The sequence below is a fragment of the Pseudomonas bharatica CSV86 genome, from assembly GCF_000319305.2.
Classification (GTDB): Bacteria; Pseudomonadota; Gammaproteobacteria; order Pseudomonadales; family Pseudomonadaceae; genus Aquipseudomonas; species Aquipseudomonas bharatica.
Genome location: NZ_AMWJ02000001.1, coordinates 2,534,481 through 2,554,478, shown reverse-complemented (window position 1 = coordinate 2,554,478; position 19,998 = coordinate 2,534,481). Strand labels below are relative to the sequence as shown.

Genomic DNA, 19,998 nt, shown 5'->3' with positions numbered 1-19,998 from the left:
GCTAGCGCAGCCCGAACCCCATCCGCGCCAGCTCACCCAGAAGCGCTTCACGCCCGTGCAGGCTCGAAACATTGCGCAGCCTGCTGACCACCTGCTCCGACCAGCCCGACGCCTTCATGCCCTCGCGTTGATAGAAGGCCCCAGGCGCGCATCGTATTCCGAGAGCACCTGTTCCTCGCCGGCGGTCGTATAGGTTTCGTGATGCAGCACCGCCTGCTGTGGCAAGCGCGGCTTTACCTTGGCCGGGCGCTCAGTGGAGGGATAGCCCACGCAAAGGCCGAACACCGGATAAACCTGGGCAGGCAGCCCCAGCTCCCTGGCGACGCCTTCGATGTCATTGCGGATGCCGCCGATATAGACGCTTCCGAGCCCAAGCGACTCCAGGGCCACGACGGCGTTCTGCGCAGCCAGCGCTGCGTCGATGGTGCCCAACAGCAGGCTTTCCAGGTACGGCAATGCCTCCAGTTCTACCCCTTGCTGGTCCGCGATACGCGATACACGGGACAGGTCTGCAAGCCAGACCAGGAACAGCGGCGCCTGGTGAATATAGGCCTGGTTGCCGGCGAGTTCTGACAGACGCTTTTTGCGGCCGGCATCCTGCACCGCCACAACGCTCCAGACCTGGAGGTTGGATGACGTGGAGGCGGACTGCGCCGCGGCGACCAATGTCTCGATGGTGCCTTCAGGCAGAGGTTGATCAGTGAAGGAGCGGACACTGCGGTGATCAAGCAACTGGTCGAGGGTTTCGTTCCAGGCATCGAGCGGGGCGATGTCGTGCGCGCCGTAGCGTGCTGCGAGCTTTGACTGGGCGTTGGTTGTCATGGGAATCCTCCGAAATGATAGGAGGCTATCAAATATTTGCGCGCAGGACACGGGCTGGGCTGGAATGTTTCATCTGAGGACGTGATCAGGAGCGTGGCTTGCCTGCGATGGACCGCGTTATGGCCACTGAGCGCATGCCGGGAGATCTTCAGCGTTCTCCAGACCGAGCGCCGCCCGCGCGGCGCATCGCTGGCAAGCCAGCTCCCACATTTGTTGCAACGCACCATGGCCTGTGAGATCTCCGTTGCCAGCCTTTGGATGTTCGGCGATGTACCGCGTGGATGCAGTTGGGCTCGGCGCGGTATCGCGTCGTACGAACAAGGCGGTCAACCATGGCCTGACAGACATAGGCACGTTGCAACAAGTGTGGGAGCTGCGGTTCGGCGGTCCGACTTGCCAGCGATGCGCCGCGCGGGCGGCGCTCGATCTCAAGGGCGCTGAACATCTCCCGGCATGCGCCTGCGCTCGGGTGTTGACTAAGCGCCCGGACCTTGCGCATCATCCGGATACATTTCCTTAAGCACAAAACCACCATGATCTTGAGCAACGACTACATGCCAACTGCCCCGGGCCTTCACGCCCCGGCCAGCGCATGCCTGTCCGTTGCCAAGAAATCCAAGAAACAGCCGCTCATTTGACCGGGGCGCTGTCCCGTCAGATGAGCTGACAGGACAGATAGCGCAAGGTCTCCCCCGCTTGATTCCCCTTCTCTCCTCTGGCGCCCAGTTCGGTCTACCCGAGGAGTAATGCATGTCTGATTTGCGCGGTATCTGGGTTGCACTGGCCACACCCTTTCGTTCCGGCGAGGTCGATTTCGAGGCGCTTCAAGGCCTGGCGAAGAAGCTGCTCGCCGAAGGCACACGGGGCCTGGTGGTGTGCGGCACCACTGGCGAAGCCGCCGCCCTGGACAAGGGCGAACAGCTTGCGGTGCTGGATGCAGTGCTGCAGGTCGCCCAGCCGCATCAGGTGATCATGGGCCTGTCGGGCTACAACCTGCAGGAGGTCCTGGCCTTCCAGCAGAAAATCCAGCAGCGCGAGATCGCCGGGCTGCTGGTCCCGGCGCCGTGCTATATCCGGCCGTCGCAGCAGGGTATCGAGTCGTTCTTCCAGACCGTGGCCGATGCCGCGTCCGTTGCCCTGGTGGTCTATGACATTCCCTACCGTACCGGCGTGCGCATCGAGCGGGAGACGCTGCGCCGGATCGTGCGTCACCCGAATATCGTGGCGGTGAAGGATTGTGGTGGCGACATCGAAACCACCCTGGCCCTGATCAGCGATGGCCATGCCCAGGTGCTGGCCGGCGAAGACCTGCAGATCTTCACCCATCTCGCCTTGGGCGGTGCCGGCGCCATCTCCGCTTCGGCGCATGTCCGGGCAGACCTCTACGTGCAGATGATGCGGCATATGGACGAAGGTGATATCAGCGCGGCCCGGGCAGTGTTCTATCGCCTGTTGCCGTGGATCCAGACCGCCTTCTGCGAAGCCAATCCCGCCGTGGTCAAGGCTGCGCTCAGCGTGCAGGGTCTGATCGCCAACGAGCTGCGCGAACCCATGCAGCCCAGCGGTGCCCAAACCCTCGGACGCCTGCAAACGGTGCTTGCGGCGCTGCTCTAATCAGGGTGGTCTTGCAGCCTTGGCGGTGGTGCTATCCGGCGTATCGCAGCCACCACCGCCAGGGTCGCTTCCTCCACCGTCCCTTCGTTGCGGCACAGGAACCACCCCTGCTGCAGCGCCGCCTGCTCGAAGGCCCGGGTAGCGGCGACATGCTCCTCCAACCTGAGGATGACGGTGCTCCCCAGCCCTCGTGTGCGTGACGCCGCCCTTGCCCAGGACACCTGCGGATCGGTCAGCACGCCCACCGCCAGGTCCGGCACCTGTACGCCGCGCTCCAGGTTGATCCGCAACACCTCGGCAAACGGCACCCTGCGCCGGAATGCCGCCTCGGACGGGTACCAGCGGTCCATCAGGATGATGCTGCCTGCGGGTTGCCCGGGCAGGACCTGCCGGGAAATCCAGGCACGGCTGTCTGCAAGGCGTTCGCATACCTCCAGCTCCAGGTCCGCGTCGGGGTGCCGGGCGAGCCGATTGACCAGCGCCATGGTTTCGGCCCGGTGGGGATCGTTGTTTCGCTCGCTAAGGCGGATCACCTTTCGGCCGTCGCACCTCAGCACCCGGGTGACGGCTTCCAGTAGCGTGGTCTTGCCAGTTCCCTTGGGGCCATCCAGGGACACCAGCATTGGACGAATAAAGGACATGCTGAATCTCGCAGCGTACAGACGCTGGATTCTACAGGCAGCGGCCCGCTGCGGCGCACCTCCGATCAATCCGTGTGAACTTTGCCCCGCCTGCCGGCTTCCCCTGAATAGACCGTACCACCACCAAGGGAGTGACAGCGCATGAGAGCATTGACCTATCACGGCGCCAACGACGTCAGAGTGGATACCGTGCCGGACCCGCAACTACACGAGCCCGACGACATTATCCTGCGGGTTACCGCCACCGCCATCTGCGGCTCGGACCTGCACCTTTACCACGGCAAAATCCCCGAAACCGAGCATGGCGACATCTTCGGCCATGAGTTCATGGGCATCGTCGAGGACACCGGCAGCGCGGTGACCAACCTGCAGGTCGGCGACCGGGTGGTGATCCCGTTCGTGATCGCCTGCGGCAGTTGCTTCTTCTGCAACCAGGACCTGTTCGCGGCCTGCGAGACCACGAACACCGGGCGTGGCGCCATCATCAACAAGAAAGCCATTCCACCAGGGGCAGCGCTGTTCGGCTACAGCCACCTGTATGGCGGGGTTCCAGGCGGGCAGGCCGATTACGTGCGGGTGCCCAAGGCCAACGTCGGGCCGTTCAAGGTGCCGACCAGCCTGGCCGACGACAAGGTCCTGTTCCTCTCCGATATCCTGCCCACCGCGTGGCAGGCCGTGATCAACGGCGGGGTCGGCCAGGGTTCGTCGGTGGCCATCTATGGTGCAGGCCCGGTTGGCCTGCTCAGCGCAGCCTGCGCACGCATGCTCGGCGCCCAGACCATTTTCATCGTCGACGACAACGACTATCGCCTGGCCTACGCCCGTGAAGCCTACGGGGCGATCCCGATCAACTTCGAGCAGGACGACGACCCGGCCGACAGCATCATTCGCCAGACCCCGGGCATGCGCGGGGTGGACGCGGTGATCGATGCGGTCGGTTTCGAAGCCAAGGGCAGCACCACCGAAACGGTGCTCACCGCGCTGAAGATCGAAACCAGCAGCGGCAAGGCGCTGCGCCAGTGCATCGCTGCGGTGCGCCGCGGCGGCGTGGTCAGCGTGCCCGGGGTCTACTCGGGCTTTATCCACGGCTTCATGTTCGGTGACGCGTTCGACAAGGGCCTGACCTTCAAGATGGGCCAGACCCACGTGCAAAAGTACCTGCCGGAGCTGCTCGAACATATCGAGGCCGGGCGGCTGCAACCGGAAATGATCGTCACCCACCGCCTGGCCCTGGAAGAAGCGGCGCTGGGCTACAAGATGTTCGACCAGAAGGAGGATGACTGCCGCAAGGTCATCCTGGTGCCGGGTGCGGCGGCCGGAACCCTGGGCACGGATTACGTATGAAGGAGAACGCAACCATGATCGATCCAGCAACAGGCATGAAGGCCGGCGAGCGCTACCAGGTGGAAAGCATCGAGCGCGCCCACCAGTTCCCGGGGTTTTTCCTCGATGGCAAGTACTACCTCGGCCCTGAACTGCACACGGCAGTGGGCTGGCTGGAGGGCACCCGCTTCATCTACGACAGCCTCGATCCCGAGGGTGAGCCGGTGTTTCCGGACCGGGTCGCCGGGGAGATCCGCGACCTTGCCCTGACCCTGGTAGACGGTGCCGTGCTGCCGGTGACGCTGGTGGAGGCTTCGGCCTTCGTCGAACCGGAGGACGGCTGGGAGCCCGTCGAACAGGCTTCACCGAAGTTGCACAAGGCGCCGGGCCTGCTGCTGGCCGGGGCGATGGTGCTGCTGGGCGGCTTTGCCCTGGCAACGCTGAGGCGTCGCAGGTACTGAAGCCGCATCGATCGATACGGGGCCGGCAAGGCCCCGTATTCCTTCAGGCCATCTGGATATACACCGAGTAGCTGCCCAGCACGATCCAGAACACCAGGAAGATCCACGGCGTGCGCAGGGAAAACAGCAGCGACTTGCGATGCCCGACCCGCGAGGTTTCCGCCTCGCTGAACAGCGGCGACTCGTCATAGGCCAGGCCCATCATCGGCTCGCTGCGCAGCAGATGACTTTGCTTGAGCTGCCAATGCTCGATGATCTTGAACGCCGCATGGATGCCCGGCCAGGCATTGAGCGAACTCAACACCCCGAGCAATGCCAGGAACGGCGCGACCATGAGCGTGAAGCTCGGGCCCCAGCCGGGATTCAGGTTGCCCATGCACGACACGAAGGCGATCACCAGGAACGACTGTGCGGTGAGGTAGGCGTCGGTGCGGTTGGCCAGGATGCTGGTTTCGTACTGAATCTCGCGGCGGTAGAAATCCAGGCGTTCCTTGGGCGAACCGAACATCCTGGCATTGCGTTCGTTGATCTCGTGTTCGGGGGTGGACGGGGTGATGATGCGCGGCACTCGATGCTCCCGGTTGCGTTTGAACGTCTGCGGTAGAACCAGGCACGGCATAAAGATTCAGTGGAATCGCGGCACAGGACCGCTCGTCGCACCGACCCGGGATCCACCTCAACCCTGCACGGCCCTGTCTTTCGAATTCATATCAGCCTCATCGAACGAAGGAGAATCGCCATGCACGACTACCCTACCCCGCCTTTCCCCACCCAACCCCAGGACGTCCCCGGCTCGCAGCGCAAGATGGAGCCATACCCCGACTGCGGCGAACAAAGCTATACCGGCAGCGGTCGCCTGCAGGACAAGATCGCCCTGATCACCGGCGGCGACAGCGGCATTGGCCGCGCCGTGGCGATCGCTTACGCACGCGAAGGTGCGGATGTGGCCATCGCCTATCTTGATGAGCATGAAGACGCCCAGGAAACCGCACGCTGGGTAGAGGCTGCCGGGCGCCAGTGCCTGTTGCTGCCTGGCGACCTGGCGAGCAAGGCGCACTGCCAGGATATCGTCGAGAAGACCGTGGGCCGGTTCGGCCGCATCGACATCCTGGTCAACAATGCTGCGTTCCAGATGACCCGGGAAAGCCTGGACGACATCGACGACGAGGAATGGGTGCGCACCTTCGATGTGAACATCACCGCCATGTTCCGCATCTGCAAGGCCGCGTTGCCGTCCATGCCTGCCGGCAGCTCGATCATCAATACCAGCTCGGTCAATTCCGACGACCCGACCCCGACCCTGCTGGCCTACGCCACCACCAAGGGCGCCATCGCCAACTTCACCGCAGGCCTTGCGCAGTTGCTCGGCAGCAAGGGCATCCGCGTCAACAGCGTCGCGCCGGGCCCGATCTGGACGCCGCTGATCCCGGCCACCATGCCTGAAGACGCGGTGAAGAACTTCGGCTCGCAAACACCGCTTGGCCGTCCGGGCCAGCCCGTCGAGGTGGCGCCGATCTATGTGCTGCTCGGCTCGGACGAAGGCAGCTATATCTCGGGCTCGCGCTATGCGGTGACGGGCGGCAAGCCGATTCTCTGATCAACCGGCCTGCGGCCGGATCAGGTATTCCACCAGACTGGCCGCACAGGCTGTTATGCCGTCCATCACGACCATCTCGAAACCGTGGGTATTTTCCGTAGGAATGGCGATGCAGCCCGCGCGGGCATCAATGCCGCTGCTCAGCACCGCGCTGGCATCCGAGGCAAAATCCACCAGTAGCGCCGCCTGTGGGTCATACCCTGCCCGCGCGCAGGCCGCGAGCAAGCCCTGCACGACGCTGCGGCTGTAATAGCCCTTTTGGTCACCCGTATTAATGATCGGGTCGGCGCACAGGCGCGTGCCGTACTCGTCGAGTACAGGCCCGACCTCGACGGCGAGGGTAGTGTTGCCCGGCAGCCATGAAGCGGCGTACATGGCACCGGCATTGGATTCCTCCTCCATCGTGGTCAACACGAACCAGACATCCTGCTGCAGTTGCTCGCGCCGCTCGACCAGGCGCCTGGCGCATTCGATGACCGCGACCAACGGCGCGCGGTCATCGAGAAAGTGCGCTGCAATACAGTCCCCTACGCGGAAAGGCTTGCGCCAGTGCTGGCTGAAAACCACACGGGTGCCAGGGCGAACCCCGGCGCTCTCGAGTTGCGCCCTGGTCTGGCGGGTGACGACATGCACATCCTTCCACTGCACCGCACCCTCGAGCACGTCACGCCCGTTGGCGCTGTTTCCGCTGTTATGCATGGACCCGTAGGACAGCACTCCGGGACACACCAGGCGGTCGCCAAGGATATCCACCGGGCAGACCCCGAAGCTGATCGGCTGCGCGCCGCCCAGCGCCAGCACTTGCAGGGTGCCGTCGGGCATGACGTTCTTGACGATCATGGCGATCTCGTCCAGATGCGCCATGACCCTGATCGATGAGGCAGGGTCGGCGTCGCCCCCGGCACGGATCACTGCGACCAGGTTGCCGGCCTCGTCGAGGCGGGTTTCATCGCAAAGCGGCTCCAGCATCCGCTGACAGATCGCGCGCACCTCGTCCTCCTGGCCACCCGGCCCACGAGCGGCCAGCAGTTCTTCCAATAGCGTTGCGATATCCACCCTTGCAGCTCCCTTGTGCGTCGATGCTGCGGTTGACCGCCGCGCCCGGCAGCGCGTTCAGCCTGATTCCGGACGAACTCCCGGCTTCGCCGGCCTGTCCCAGAAACAGACCCCACCGTTCAAGAGGCCGCACCGTGACCATAGACTCGACCCCTGACACCCAACACGGCGAACCTCGACGCGACCAGGGCGGCTGGCTGCTGCTGGAGGAATATGCATCGCTGGGCGATGGCCGCTCGGTGGCGCTGATCGGACTGGATGGTTCCATCGACTGGTGGTGCGTGCCGCACATGGACTCGCCGCCCTTGTTCGACCGCCTGCTGTCGCCCAGGACTGGCGGCTATTTCGCAATCACCCCCTGCGAGGCCTTTCGCACCGAGCGGCGCTACCTGCCCGACAGCAACGTGCTGGAAACCCTGTTCATCACCGCCAGCGGCCGCGCGCGCCTGGTCGAATCCTTGAACAGCGGCCCGGCCGGGCGCCTGCCCTGGGCCGAACTGGCGCGGCGCATCGAAGGCCTGGAAGGCAGCCTCGAGTTCGATGTCGCCATCGATTTCGGCACCCAGGCCGACACCGTCAGCCCCTACCTGGCGTCGAACGATAATGGCTGCGTGTTCTATGCCGGCGACATTCTCGGGCTGTTCCTGCATGACGAGCGGCTGGCCATCCAGCGCAAGGACGATCTCGGCGTCAGGGCCCGCGCCCGGGTCTCGAAGGGCGAGAAAACCGTGCTCGCGCTGATCGCCGGGCACAACGAGCCGTTGGTGGTACCGGCATTGGAATTGATCGACCAGCGTATCGACGGCTCCGACCGCGAATGGCGGCAATGGGCAACGACCCTGCACTACGACGGACCGTACAGGTCCACGGTGGTACGCAATGCCCTGGCGTTGAAACTGCTGCTGTCCTCGCCCAGCGGTTCGATCATGGCGGCGGCGACCACCTCGTTGCCCGAGCGCATCGGTGGCCTGAAGAACTACGACTACCGCTTCGCCTGGATCAGGGACGCCAGCTACACCATCGAGGCCTTCATCGGCATCGGCGCGCAACCGGAGGCCAAGGCGGCCTTCACCTGGTTGTTGCGCCGCCTCGGCGAGCACGGGCCGCGGGTGTTCTACACACTCGATGGTGCCTTGGGCGAGTGCGTGCGGCCCGTTGACCTGCCCGGCTACAAGAACTCCCCGCCAGTGGTCGGCAACGACGCGCGCGACCAGCTCCAGCACGGGGTATACGGCGATATCTTCGAGACCGCGCGCTGCTTCATCGATAGCGGCAACATCCTCGACACCTCCAGCGCCACGATCCTCTCGCGCCTGGCCGACCAATGCGCGGACCGCTGGCGTCAGCCGGACGCCGGGATCTGGGAGCTGCAGCAAAGCCGCCACTACACCACCTCGAAGATCAGTTGCTGGCAGGCCCTGAGCCGGGCCATCGAACTGGCTGATGGCGGGCACCTGCCGACCACCTGCCGCGAACGCTGGCAGCGCGAACGCGAGCGGGTCCGGGAGTGGATCGAGAAGCACTGCTGGAGCGAGGCGCGCCAGGCGTATCTGTTCTACCCGGACAGTGATCGTCTGGATGCATCCGTGGCCCTGGCCGTGCGCTTCGGCTACCCGTCGGTCGAGCGCTTGCGCAGCACCCTGGACGCGGTCCATGAAGAGCTCGGCGCCGGGGCTTTCCACTATCGCTACAGCCAGGCCGCGCAGGAGGAAGGGTGCTTCCTGGCCTGCACCTTCTGGCTGATCGAGGCCTGGGCCCTGCTCGGCCAGGACGAGCGCGCCCGGGCTGCCTACGGCGACGCGCTGGCTGGCCTTGCCCACGGCGTGGGCATCTACTCGGAAATGATCGATCCCGTGCAAGGCCATTTCCTCGGCAACCTGCCCCAGGGCCTGACCCACCTGGCCGCCTTGCGCGCCGCCTTGGCCATCGGCGGCCAGGGGCCGCAACGTTGATCGTGCCGGCCATCATCGGCATTGAACCCTTTCGCTTGAACCCGGCTCCATCCCTGTGCAAGACCGTGTTTATCCAGCCCATGAAGAGGTGAATCCATGAACGCTATCGAGCTGCTGACCAAGGACCATGAACTGGTGAAAAAACTGCTGGAGGAGCTGTCCTCCACTACCGAGCGCGCCGTCAAGAAACGCGCCGAGCTGCTGCACCGCATCGAGCAGGAACTGCAGATCCACACCCAGCTGGAGGAAGAAATCCTCTATCCGGCCATCAAGCAGGCCGGCGGCAAGGAAGAGGCGAAGATGTACTACGAAGCCAAGGAAGAACACCGTACCGTCGATTCCCTGGTGATTCCCGACCTGCTGGAAACCGAGCCGGGAACGGTGGAGTTCGCCGGGCGGGTCAAGGTGATGAAGGAGTTGCTCGAGCACCATATCGAGGAAGAGGAAAGCGAGCTGTTCCCGACCGCGAAGAAGTTGCTGGGCAAGGCGAAGCTCGATGAACTGGGCCAGGCCATGGAGATGCAAAAGAAGCTGCTCAAGGGCGAACAGCGCGCGGCCTGATGCAACCGGCCTGCGCGCCCGCAAGGCGCGCAGGCTTAGTTCTTACTGCGTAGGCGATTCGGTATCGATGAAGGGCGGAACCTGCGCCAGCGGGAATTCCCGACGCTGCTCACGCTGCGCAGTGCGCCTCGACTCCAGCGGTTCCAGGCGCTGCGGCTGCCCGCTTTGCAATGCCCTCTCGATCGCCATCACCACCCGCACGTCCCGCCATCCTTCCTCGCCATCGGGCTCCGGCTGCCGGTCCTGCAGGATGCAATCGGAGAAATACGCGGTTTCGCCGGCGAATTGATCGACCACCGGGTGCACCTGCTCTCGGGTCTCGCCATCCACGGTGGCACGGTAACTGATCGCTACACCCTCCCCATAACCGAAGCAAGGCGACCCTTCGATCTCACCCTTGGTGCCGAGCAACTGGAAACGCTCGCTGTCGGGCAGACAGTAACTCAGGGTGAACTGCGCCAGGCGCTCCCCCGGAAACCGCAGGCTGACCGTGACCGTATCCCAGGTGTCCACGGCGCTGCCGGGTGAATGGACACCAATGGCCGACACTTCGATCGGCTCGGCGTTGAACAACTGGCGAACCATGTTCAACGGATAGGGGCCCATGTCCGGCACCGGGCCGGCGCCGAAGCCGCTGTGCGCCCGGTGATTGGTGGGCTTGACCGTCTGGGTGAAGGTCGAGGTGAACAGTCGCGGGTCGCCGAAATCACCGGCGCGGACCCGACCGATGATGTCCAGGGTGCCCGGCTCGCAATGCAAGCGATAGGCAATCATCAACTTCGCCCCGGAGCGTTTGGCGGCGGCGATCATCGCCTGGCAGTCCTCTTCGCTGGTAGCCATCGGCTTTTCCAGCAGTACGTGGATCCCCGCCTCCAGGGCCGGTACCACGAATTCGCGATGGCGGAAGTTCGGGGTGGCGATGTACAGCGCATCGACCTCGCCTGAGGCCAGCAACGCGGCGTAGTCCTCGTAGGCGTACGCCTTGAGGCCGTATCGGTCGGCCAGCTTCGTGGCCTTCTGTGGATCGCCGGTCACCAGCGCAGTCATTACCGAGTTGTCGGTCTGCCCGACGCCGGGCATGAACGCACCCTGGGAAATCGAGCCGCCCGCCACCACGCCATATCGAATCTTGCCTTCTGCATTGGGCATGTTGCCCTCCTTGTAGTCTTTGACACGCAGAAGTGTTGGCAAGGCGCCGCCCAGAGCGGTTCCATAAATTTGCTTGAACCGCGCTCCGGGCCATTCAGTCACACATCGAAAGGTACCGCAGAGGGGTTTATCTGATGGAACACTGGATCGGATTGCTGGACTGGCCGGCCATGGCACTGACCGTACTGGCTGCCTGGTGCATCGGCTCGCGCCGCCCGGGACGCCGCAAGATCGGCTTTTGCTGCTTTATCGCCAGCAACCTGCTGTGGGCCATATGGGGCTGGCAGGCACAGGCCTGGGCGTTGATTGCGCTACAGGTGTGCCTGTGCGCCATGAACCTGCGCGGCTGGAAGAAAAACACCCTTATGGATGCCGAGGCAACCATTGGGAAAGCCACCGACACCTAAGTCGGCAATTCGTTCAGCCGGCGCCTTGCAAAAGCGCGGCGACCGTCTAAGTTTGTGACAACCGTCAAATTAGCCATCAAAACAACATCACCCGCCCCCGGAGACCTTTTTTCTTCCGAGCACTGACGCTCAGCCTCAAAACACTGAAACGGACATCAGTTACAACACTATCAAGAGGGATGCTTGATGAAGCGCGCTCCTTGGCGTCGTGCACCCGCAAAACGGGTGTATGCCGACCCCTTCTGGGTCTCGGTGATTTGCTTTTCGGGGCTGGTGATCGCCAGCTTCCTGTCGTTCGAACAGCAGATCCTGGATTTCCTCACCCACCTCGAGACGTACCTCCCCGAGACGCCCGCGCAAAAAGCCAACCTGGCCCTGCTGCTGGTCGCCCTGCTGGCGCTCGACGTGGTGCTGCCGGTGCCGTCGAGCGTGGTGGCGTTGCTGGCCGTGGCCGCACTGGGCGGAGCCGGCGGTTACCTGGTGATTTTCCTCGGTCTGTGTCTCGGCGCCTGGCTGGGGTATGCGCTCGGCGCCGGGTATTTCCGCATGCTCGCTGGTCGCCTGGGGCTGCATCGTCGTCAGCCGGGGCAGCTTGGCCGCACGCTCGGCACCCTGTCGTTGATCTGCCTGCGCGGCGTCCCCGTCCTGGCGAAACCTCGGTAGTGGCTGCCGGCATGCAGCGCTACCCGCTGCGCCGCTTCGTCCTGGTCACCACCCTGGCCAATGCCGGCCTGGCCCTGGGGTACAGCGCTGTGGGCAGCTTCCTGGCAGAGCAAAATGCGTTGCTGGTCACCCTGTGCGCAGGCATGGTCCTGCCCGGGCTGTTCATGGCCGGTCATGGCCTGGCAAAGAAACTGCGCGGGCAAGCCCAAGGGCACGCGCTGCGCGGGCGCTTCACCGTCAGCTACGACTACCCGGTGCTGTTCACCGATCACCTGTTCGCCCCGGGCAATGACTGCCTGCGCCAGCAGCTGACCGCCGGGCAGCATGGCCGGGTGACCGTGCTGATCTTTGCCGACCAACGACTGCTGCAATGCAACCCGCAGCTTGCGGGGCAGGTCTCGAGCTGGTTCAGCGCCCGCAGCGCCGATCTGCACCTGAAGGCCGCGCCGATCAGCGTGGCCGCCGGGGAGCTGAGCAAGACCGACGAGGTATTGCAACAGCTGTACGCCGACATGCTGCACCACGGCCTGGACCGCCATTGCTATGTGCTCGCCATGGGCGGTGGCGCCCTGCTGGATTCGGTGGGTTATGCCTGTGCGACCTTCCACCGCGGCGTTCGCCTGATCCGCATCCCGACCACGGTACTGGCGCAGAACGACGCCGGTATCGGGGTAAAGAACGGCATCAATGCCTTCGGCCAGAAAAACCTGCTGGGCGCCTTCTACCCGGCCAATGCGGTGATCAACGACTTCCAGTTGCTCACCAGCCTCGGCCGCCGCGACCAGCTCGCCGGCCTGGCCGAAGCGGTAAAGGTGGCGTTGATCAAGGACGGGACGTTTTTCCAGTGGATGGAGCAACAGGTAGACGAGCTCGCCCGCTTCGAGCCTGCCGCCAGCCGCCACGCCATTCGCCGCTGCGCCGAACTGCACCTGGCGCATATCACTGGCGCCGGCGATCCCTTCGAACGTGGCAATGGCCGCCCGCTCGACTACGGCCACTGGGCCGCGCACAAACTGGAAAAACTCGGCCAGCACCGCCTGCGCCATGGCGAAGCGGTAGCCGTGGGCATGGCCCTCGATGCGCTGTACGCCAATGCCCTTGGCCTGCTCGGCGATGCCGATAGCGAACGGATCATCAACCTGTTGCAACGGCTGGGTTTCGACCTGTGCCCGCCGGAGCTGGGCTTGAAGGATGCGCAGGGGCGCTCCCTGGTGCTGCTGGGGCTGGAAGAGTTCCGCCAGCATCTGGGGGGCGCCTGTCGATCCCCATGCTCGACCGCATCGGTGGCTGCATCGACCTGCATGAAATCGACGACCGCATCATGGAGCAGGCCTTGCTTCGGCTATCCGCCCTTGGTGCATCGCCCTTCCACCTGCACGAGGGCTATGCGCGATGAGCCAGGCACCGAACCTCAAGGCCTGGATGACCCTCGGCAGGGTCTCCAACCTGCCCACGGTGTGGACCAATTGCCTGGCCGCTGCGCTCCTGGCCAGCAGCGCCGGCGCCCTGGCGCCGCCATCGGCGCTGGTGTGGATCCTGCTACTGGTGACCCTGTCGCTGTTGTACCTGGCCGGCATGCTATTGAACGACCTGCTGGATGCCGATTGGGATCGACAGCACAACAACCCGCGGCCGATCACCCTTGGCCTGGTCAGCCGCCAGCAGGTGCGTGTTGCCTCGTGGCTGCTGCTGGCCCTGGCCGGCACCTCGGCACTGGGCCTGAGCCGGTTGATCGAACAGCCTGGCTGGTTGCTGGGCAGCGTCACCCTGCTGGTCGGCTGCATCCTCGGCTACAACCTATTGCACAAGAAATATGTGCATAGCGTCTGGCTGATGGGTGCCTGCCGCTCGGCACTGTACCTGTGCGCCGCAGCCAGCCTGGCGGTACCGCCCGAGCCTATCTGGCTCTGCGCGATCCTGCTTGGCGTCTACATCAGCGGACTCACCTACCTGGCCAGCCAGGAGCACCGCAACCGCTTGGTCAGCCGCCTGCCCCTGTTGCTGATGCTCAGCCCGCTGGCCCTGGCAGTGTATGCCGAAACCCTGTGGTTCTGGCCCGTGTTGCTGCTCTGGCTCGGCTGGCTGGGCCGGCATTACTGGCTGCACCTGGCCAACCCTCGGCACCTCAAGATCCGCGCCTTCATCGGCGCTGGCCTGGCAGCGCTGCCGCTGTTCGATGCGCTGGTGATGGCGGTGGCCAACCAGCCCGTGGGCAGCCTGCTATGCGTGCTGGTGTTCTTCCTGCTTCCTCGCCTGCAACGCTGGATCAAACCGACATGAGCATGGACGTGACCCTGCGCGACACCGGCCTGGCCGAATGGAACCAGGCCCTGACAGCGCTGCTCGACAGCAGTGAGCAGCAGTGGTGGCTGCAAGCGCGCAACCGCCTCGGGCAAACCGCGGACGCCAATGGTGCGGCGATGCTGAGCAGCCAGTGCAAGCGGCATCTGCGCCCCCAGGCAGTGCCCGGCGTCGAGGGCCGGGACTCGATCGAGCTGGCTCGTGCGCTGCTGCTGGCCCAGGTCAGCGGGGCCCATCCCGAGCACGCCCGGCCAGCCTTGCTGCAGCAGTTGTTCCTGTGGGGCGACGACGAGGAAAAGATCGCCCTGCTCAAGGCCCTGGACTGGCTTGATAGCCAGGGCGCCTGCGTGGACCTGGCCCTGCTGGCCGGACGCACCAGCAATTCGCGGGTATTCGCGGCTCTCGCCCTCGACAACCCCTACCCGTCCCGCCATTACCCGAGCGCGCGTTCCAGCAGTTGCTGCTCAAGGCCCTGGGCATGGGACTCGACGCTGGCCGGGTGATCGGCATCGAGCAACGCCGCAACGCCGAACTCAACCAGCTCGCCCTCGACCTGATGGACGAGCAACTGGCCGCCAACCGTGCCGTGCCGGCCAGCCTGCCGCGGCTGATTGCCTTCCAATTGCTTGAACCGGCCCAGCGCCAGCGCCTGGCGGACCTGCACCGGCAAGGCCGCTTGCCGGCGGAGTGGCAGGCGCACTGCGCCGGCCCTGAACAGCATTCACGCCATCGAACACCCGATCATTCCCCGCAGTAGATGAGGATTCAGCATGCCCAAGTATTTCGATCCACACATCCACATGGTCAGCCGTACCACCGACGACTACCAGAACATGGCGGCCGCCGGCATCACCGGAGTGATCGAGCCGGCCTTCTGGCAGGGCCAGGCCCGGACCAGCGTCGGAAGCTTCGCCGACTACTTCGATACCCTGGTGGGCTGGGAGCGCTTCCGCGCCAGCATGTTCGGCATCCACCACTTCTGCACCATCGGCATCAACCCCAAGGAAGCCAACAACCTGCAGCTGGCCCAGGAGGTGGTGAACATCCTGCCGCGCTACCTGGTGAAGGACGGCGTAGTGGCGGTTGGCGAGATCGGCTACGACGACATCACCCCGAGGAAGACCGTTTCCTCGCCCTCCAGCTGGACCTGGCCAGGCAGTTCAAGCTGCCGGTGCTGGTGCATACCCCGCACCGCGACAAGATCGGCGGCACCAAGCGCACCCTGGCGGTGATCCGCGAAGTGGGCATCCCGGAGCACCTGGTGGTGATCGACCACCTCAACGAACTGACCCTGCCCCTGGTGCTGGACAGCGACTGCTGGCGTGGCCATTCGGTCTACCCCAACACCAAGATGTCCGAACAGCGCATGGTCGCGCTGCTCCAGCAATACGGGACCGACAAGATGATCGTCAACAGCGCCGCCGACTGGGGCGTGAGCGATCCGCTAAAGGTGCCGAAAACCGGCCAGGCCATGCGCGAAGCGGGCTTCAGCGAGGCCCAGGTGGAACAGGTGCTGTTCCATAACCCGGTGGATTTCTTCGCCCAGAGCGGCCAGCTGGACAAGACGCTGGTCAGCACGCCGCTGCCCATCGACCAGCGCAAGACCTGGCAGGACAACTCCGCCCTGCGCGGCCAGGACCCGGTGGTCAAATGAGCGCCGCCACGGGCTGGACGCCCAGCCAGGTCGGCTATTGCAGCAACGTGCACGCGACCAGGGACCTGGCCGGGCTGCGCGCTTCCATCGACCGGCACTTCCAGGCGGTACGCCGCCTGCGCGGACTGGGCCATCAGGACAGCGGCCTGTGGATCTGCGCCCACGCCGCCGACCAGTTGCAGGAACTGGCGGCACGCCGCCAGTTCCTCGACCTGCTGGAGGAAACGGGCCTGCGCCTGACCTCGCTCAATGGCTTTCCCTACGGTGAATTCCATGAAGGCGCGGTAAAGGCCGCCGTCTACCTTCCCGACTGGTCCATGCCCGAGCGCCTCACCTACAGCCTGGACCTGGCGCGCATCCTGGTGCACGCCCTGCCGGCCGGGTGTACCGAGGGGGTGATTTCCACCGTTCCCCTGGGCTACGCCGCCGGCTGGAGCCCGGCGTTGCAGCAACGGGCCGAAAACCAGCTGCGCCAGCTCACCGCCGCCCTGGCCCGCTTGCATGGGGAAACGGGCAAAAAGGTGGTGTTCTGCCTGGAAATGGAACCTGACTGCGTGCTGGAGAACACTGACCAGGCCATCGCATTCTTCCGCCACTTGCAGTCCAGCGACCCGCACCATGGCTATCTGGCGCTGTGCTTCGACGTCTGTCACCAGGCAGTGATGTACGAAGACTGCTACCGCTCGTTGCAACGGCTGCAAGCGGCCGGTGTGCCGATCGGCAAGATCCAGCTGTCCAGCGCGATGATCTGCCGCCTGCCGGGCCAGGACGCCCCGCGCTTCAGGCAGGTGCTCGACGTCCTTGCCGGGTTTTCCGAGGCCACCTACCTGCATCAGGTCAAGGCCCGCGGCCACGACGGCCGGCTGGTGGCCTGGACGGACCTGCCCGCCGCGCTAGACGAGTGCGCCAGCCACCCAGGGCGCTATCGGGAATTGCGCATTCACTTTCACGTCCCGCTGTTCAGCGAGCAGTTGCTGCTGCCCGAGCTTCGCGGCAGCCAGCACGCTCTGGGGCAGACCTTCGACTACCTGGCGGCCCACCCCGGCCTGCGTCCGGTACTCGAAGTGGAAACCTACAGCTGGGGTGTCCTGCCCGCACAACTGCGGCCCACGGACGAACAGGCCCAACTGCGCGGTATCGGCGCCGAGCTGGACTGGGTTCAAGCCCAACTGCACCAGCGCCGCCTGCTGCAACAACCGCTGCATGAAGGACTTGCCGATGCCTGCCCGTAAACCCCTGCTACTGATCAATGTGGTCGGTCTGACGCCCTCGCTGCTAGGGGCCAACACGCCGCATATCAACGCCCTGCTGAAAACCGCACGGATGGCCAGCCTGCAACCCTCGTTCCCGGCGGTGACCTCCACCGTGCAGGCCTCGATCCTGACCGGCGCAGCGCCGTCACAGCACGGCATCGTCGGCAACGGCTGGTATTTTCGCGAGCAGGCCGAGGTGCGCTTCTGGCTGCAGCCCAATGCGCTGATCCAGGGCGAGAAAGTCTGGGAAACCCTCAGGCGCGAGCTGCCCGGGTTCCGCTGCAGCCAGTTGTTCTGGTGGTACAACATGTACGCCGATGTCGATGCCTCGATCACTCCGCGTCCGCACTACCCGGCCGACGGGCGCAAGATCTTCGGCCTGTACTCGTCGCCGGCGGGGCTGCACGAACGCATCGAAGCGCAGATCGGCGAGTTCCCTTTCCCCGGTTTCTGGGGCCCGGCCGCGGGCATTGCATCGAGTCGCTGGATCGTCGATTGCGCCCTGCTGGAGTTCCAGCTCAACCGGCCCGACCTGCAACTGATCTACCTGCCACACCTCGACTACAGCCTGCAGAAACTCGGCCCCGAGCACCCGTCGATCGGCGCCGAAGTGCGGGCCATTGATCATGAAGTCGGGCGCTTGCTGGAATTCGCCCGCGACCAGGGCGCGGCGGTGATGCTGTTGTCCGAGTACGGCATCGAAGCGGTCGAGCGGTCGGTATCGATCAACCGCGTACTGCGCGAGGAAGGCCTGCTGCAGGTGCGCCAGTCGCTGACCTGGGAATTGCTTGATCCGGGCGCCAGCGCCGCCTTTGCCGTGGCCGATCACCAGATCGCCCATGTGTATGTCAGGCGGGCTGCGGACATTGCCCGGGTCAAGGCCCGGCTGGAGCGCCAACCCGGCATCGAGCAGGTGCTGGACAAACATGAGCAGCGCACCTGGCAACTGGATCACCCGCGCAGCGGCGAATTGGTGGCCATCGCGGCGCCGGGGTTCTGGTTCGATTACTACTACTGGTTCGACGACGCCCGGGCGCCGGACTTCGCCCGCACCGTGGATATCCACCGCAAGCCCGGCTACGACCCGGTGGAGCTATTCGTCGACCCGGCAATCCGCTTCCCCGGATTGAAAGTGGCGCGCCGCCTGCTGCAGAAAAAGCTCGGCTTTCGCTACTACATGGACCTGATCCCGCTGGACACCGGACTGGTCCGCGGCAGTCATGGCCGTCCACCTGCCAGCGAGCAGGCCGGGCCGCTGCTCATCACCGATTGCGACGTGCCATTGCCGCGGAGTATGGCGGCAACGGCGGTCAAACCTCTGCTCCTTCGGCATTTCCTGGGGCAGAACCTTAACGACCTGGCCAATGCCAAGGAGCACATATGCGGCGAGCCATTTCACTAACCGTTCTCAGTACACTGGCCGGACTGGCCCAGGCTGATAACACCAACCCCTTCGATTGCAGCAATTTCCTCACCTTCAACGGCAATCAGGCCCAGGCCCTGGCACAGCTCAATGCGAGCAAGGAAACCCTCAGCTGGAACTGGTTCAATTGCCTGAACCAGCCTGCCGCCAATGGCCTGGACCGGGTCTGGGAAACCCTCAAGCCGTCGGACCAGGTGTACCTGGCCAATGGCGCCAATCCTGGTGCCTACACGCTTGCGCCGCCGCCCCAGGCAGTGACGCAAGCGGCCGCCGGGATCCCGGGGATGAACACCCAGCGAGCCTTCCACAACCTCAATGCCATCCTTCAGGTCGATGGCCTGCCCCTGGAAATGGATGGCAAGACCGTGCCGGCGGCGCAACGCGGCAAACCGGTGCGCTTCCAGTTGCTGATGAGCGAATCCACCTTCGACTACATCGTGCAGAAAGGCGTCTACAACACCAACGGCCAGAGTGCCCTGACCGCCAACCTGGACTTCCCGGCCACGTCCTGGGAGGCAAAAGCGGGCTGGTTATGGATCGGCACCGATACCACCTACCAGAAGCAGCTGGAGGACGATGGCTACTACATCGCCCAGGCCTATTACCAGAACGACGACGGCAGCTACACGGTCGGCTATGCCGCGCTCAGCGCCCTGCACGTGATCAACAAGCTGGTTCCCCAGTGGGTCTGGACCACCTTCGAGAACGTCAACAACAGCAAATACACGGTCACCAATGCCATTCCGCCGAAGCCGATGACCAACAGCACCGGGCCGACCGCCGAGGCAGTGCCTGTCAACGCTCAATTCCAGCAGTGGTACGGCAACCTGTCGCGCTACGAACTGATCGGCACCCAGATCGATAGCAACCCGAAACTGCTGGCCAACTCGCAGTTGGAATCGGCGTTCCAGAGCCAGTCCTCGTGCTCCGCCTGCCACGGCACGGCGGCCTATTCCAAGGACGACGGCTACTTCAACTTCACGCTCAGCGGCCAGGATGGCAAGGACGGCATCGTCTACCCCACGGCGCCTTTGCCGGAGACGGCGTTCAAGGGCTACAACAAACTCGATTACGTCTGGTCGCTCAAGCGCGCCCAGTGGCAGCGTCCTTAAGGAGCACGA

14 protein-coding genes and 5 pseudogenes are annotated in these 19,998 nt (G+C 64.5%); 14 read left to right on the top strand and 5 right to left on the bottom strand.

Features of this window, described 5'->3' with window-relative positions:
- Position 1 precedes the first annotated feature (1 nt).
- A pseudogene (locus CSV86_RS11450) lies at positions 2 to 822 on the bottom strand (NADPH-dependent oxidoreductase).
- Between the two features lie 750 nt (positions 823 to 1,572).
- On the opposite strand from CSV86_RS11450, the gene dapA reads away from it, so the two are divergent.
- Positions 1,573 to 2,436, top strand: a complete 864-nt coding sequence (gene dapA / locus CSV86_RS11445; RefSeq protein WP_009405385.1) for a 4-hydroxy-tetrahydrodipicolinate synthase — start codon at positions 1,573 to 1,575, stop codon at positions 2,434 to 2,436.
- Here the strand turns inward: dapA and CSV86_RS11440 are convergent.
- On the bottom strand, positions 2,433 to 3,077 hold the full coding sequence (locus CSV86_RS11440) for a dTMP kinase (protein WP_051032732.1): 645 nt from the start codon (positions 3,075 to 3,077) through the stop codon (positions 2,433 to 2,435). The genes dapA and CSV86_RS11440 overlap by 4 nt on opposite strands.
- A gap of 141 nt (positions 3,078 to 3,218) precedes the next feature.
- On the opposite strand from CSV86_RS11440, the gene CSV86_RS11435 reads away from it, so the two are divergent.
- Both CSV86_RS11435 and CSV86_RS11430 read left to right on the top strand, forming a co-directional pair.
- Positions 3,219 to 4,421, top strand: a complete 1,203-nt coding sequence (locus CSV86_RS11435; protein WP_009405383.1) for a zinc-dependent alcohol dehydrogenase — start codon at positions 3,219 to 3,221, stop codon at positions 4,419 to 4,421.
- 14 nt (positions 4,422 to 4,435) lie between these two features.
- Positions 4,436 to 4,718, top strand: a pseudogene (locus CSV86_RS11430) (short chain dehydrogenase); the annotation flags it as partial.
- 186 nt (positions 4,719 to 4,904) lie between these two features.
- On the opposite strand, the gene CSV86_RS11425 reads toward CSV86_RS11430, so the two are convergent.
- Positions 4,905 to 5,429 (bottom strand): hypothetical protein, encoded by a 525-nt coding sequence (locus CSV86_RS11425; protein ID WP_009405381.1) that lies wholly within the window; start codon positions 5,427 to 5,429, stop codon positions 4,905 to 4,907.
- Between the two features lie 171 nt (positions 5,430 to 5,600).
- Between CSV86_RS11425 and CSV86_RS11420 the strand changes: the two genes are divergently transcribed.
- On the top strand, positions 5,601 to 6,458 hold the full coding sequence (locus CSV86_RS11420; protein WP_009405380.1) for an SDR family oxidoreductase: 858 nt from the start codon (positions 5,601 to 5,603) through the stop codon (positions 6,456 to 6,458).
- On the opposite strand, the gene CSV86_RS11415 is transcribed toward CSV86_RS11420, so the two are convergent.
- Entirely contained in the window at positions 6,459 to 7,514 is a 1,056-nt protein-coding gene (locus CSV86_RS11415) for a M28 family peptidase (RefSeq protein WP_037061907.1), read from the bottom strand. It abuts the gene before it with no gap.
- Positions 7,515 to 7,711: 197 nt separating this feature from the next.
- On the opposite strand from CSV86_RS11415, the gene CSV86_RS11410 reads away from it, so the two are divergent.
- Both CSV86_RS11410 and CSV86_RS11405 read left to right on the top strand, forming a co-directional pair.
- On the top strand, positions 7,712 to 9,466 hold the full coding sequence (locus CSV86_RS11410; RefSeq protein ID WP_037061923.1) for a glycoside hydrolase family 15 protein: 1,755 nt from the start codon (positions 7,712 to 7,714) through the stop codon (positions 9,464 to 9,466).
- A 96-nt stretch (positions 9,467 to 9,562) separates the two neighbouring features.
- Positions 9,563 to 10,027, top strand: coding sequence for a PA2171 family ribosome-binding persister protein (locus CSV86_RS11405; protein ID WP_009405377.1), 465 nt, complete (start codon positions 9,563 to 9,565; stop codon positions 10,025 to 10,027).
- Positions 10,028 to 10,069: 42 nt separating this feature from the next.
- Here CSV86_RS11405 and CSV86_RS11400 read toward each other — a convergent pair whose 3' ends face one another.
- Positions 10,070 to 11,176, bottom strand: coding sequence for a Gfo/Idh/MocA family protein (locus CSV86_RS11400; RefSeq protein ID WP_009405376.1), 1,107 nt, complete (start codon positions 11,174 to 11,176; stop codon positions 10,070 to 10,072).
- Positions 11,177 to 11,310: 134 nt separating this feature from the next.
- Here CSV86_RS11400 and CSV86_RS11395 point away from each other — a divergent pair, with 134 nt between their 5' ends.
- From CSV86_RS11395 to CSV86_RS11360, 8 genes and pseudogenes are all read left to right on the top strand, one after another.
- Positions 11,311 to 11,583 (top strand): hypothetical protein, encoded by a 273-nt coding sequence (locus tag CSV86_RS11395; RefSeq protein ID WP_009405375.1) that lies wholly within the window; start codon positions 11,311 to 11,313, stop codon positions 11,581 to 11,583.
- Positions 11,584 to 11,769: 186 nt separating this feature from the next.
- Positions 11,770 to 13,642, top strand: a pseudogene (locus CSV86_RS11390) (3-dehydroquinate synthase).
- Positions 13,639 to 14,526 (top strand): UbiA family prenyltransferase, encoded by an 888-nt coding sequence (locus CSV86_RS11385; protein ID WP_009405372.1) that lies wholly within the window; start codon positions 13,639 to 13,641, stop codon positions 14,524 to 14,526. The pseudogene CSV86_RS11390 and the gene CSV86_RS11385 overlap by 4 nt, the downstream one beginning before the upstream one ends.
- A pseudogene (locus CSV86_RS11380) lies at positions 14,523 to 15,304 on the top strand (EboA domain-containing protein). The gene CSV86_RS11385 and the pseudogene CSV86_RS11380 overlap by 4 nt, the downstream one beginning before the upstream one ends.
- A 13-nt stretch (positions 15,305 to 15,317) precedes the next feature.
- A pseudogene (locus tag CSV86_RS11375) lies at positions 15,318 to 16,201 on the top strand (TatD family hydrolase).
- The gene (gene eboE / locus CSV86_RS11370) at positions 16,198 to 17,433 is read left to right on the top strand and encodes a metabolite traffic protein EboE (protein WP_009405368.1); all 1,236 of its coding nucleotides are present in this window, start codon (positions 16,198 to 16,200) and stop codon (positions 17,431 to 17,433) included. The pseudogene CSV86_RS11375 and the gene eboE overlap by 4 nt, the downstream one beginning before the upstream one ends.
- A complete protein-coding gene (locus CSV86_RS11365; protein ID WP_009405367.1) occupies positions 17,420 to 18,856 on the top strand; it encodes an alkaline phosphatase family protein in 1,437 nt (478 codons plus the stop codon). Before eboE ends, CSV86_RS11365 begins: the two co-directional genes overlap by 14 nt.
- The gene (locus tag CSV86_RS11360) at positions 18,835 to 19,989 is read left to right on the top strand and encodes a hypothetical protein (RefSeq protein ID WP_009405366.1); all 1,155 of its coding nucleotides are present in this window, start codon (positions 18,835 to 18,837) and stop codon (positions 19,987 to 19,989) included. The genes CSV86_RS11365 and CSV86_RS11360 overlap by 22 nt, the downstream gene beginning before the upstream one ends.
- Positions 19,990 to 19,998 lie beyond the last annotated feature (9 nt).

Excerpts from the sequence above, each read along its gene's own strand:
- dapA (WP_009405385.1), top strand. The coding sequence starts at position 1,573 with ATGTCTGATTTGCGCGGTATCTGGGTTGCACTGGCCACACCCTTTCGT.
- CSV86_RS11440 (WP_051032732.1), bottom strand. The coding sequence starts at position 3,077 with ATGTCCTTTATTCGTCCAATGCTGGTGTCCCTGGATGGCCCCAAGGGA.
- CSV86_RS11435 (WP_009405383.1), top strand. The coding sequence starts at position 3,219 with ATGAGAGCATTGACCTATCACGGCGCCAACGACGTCAGAGTGGATACC.
- CSV86_RS11420 (WP_009405380.1), top strand. The coding sequence starts at position 5,601 with ATGCACGACTACCCTACCCCGCCTTTCCCCACCCAACCCCAGGACGTC.
- CSV86_RS11405 (WP_009405377.1), top strand. The coding sequence starts at position 9,563 with ATGAACGCTATCGAGCTGCTGACCAAGGACCATGAACTGGTGAAAAAA.
- CSV86_RS11400 (WP_009405376.1), bottom strand. The coding sequence starts at position 11,176 with ATGCCCAATGCAGAAGGCAAGATTCGATATGGCGTGGTGGCGGGCGGC.
- CSV86_RS11395 (WP_009405375.1), top strand. The coding sequence starts at position 11,311 with ATGGAACACTGGATCGGATTGCTGGACTGGCCGGCCATGGCACTGACC.
- CSV86_RS11385 (WP_009405372.1), top strand. The coding sequence starts at position 13,639 with ATGAGCCAGGCACCGAACCTCAAGGCCTGGATGACCCTCGGCAGGGTC.
- eboE (WP_009405368.1), top strand. The coding sequence starts at position 16,198 with ATGAGCGCCGCCACGGGCTGGACGCCCAGCCAGGTCGGCTATTGCAGC.
- CSV86_RS11365 (WP_009405367.1), top strand. The coding sequence starts at position 17,420 with ATGCCTGCCCGTAAACCCCTGCTACTGATCAATGTGGTCGGTCTGACG.
- CSV86_RS11360 (WP_009405366.1), top strand. The coding sequence starts at position 18,835 with ATGCGGCGAGCCATTTCACTAACCGTTCTCAGTACACTGGCCGGACTG.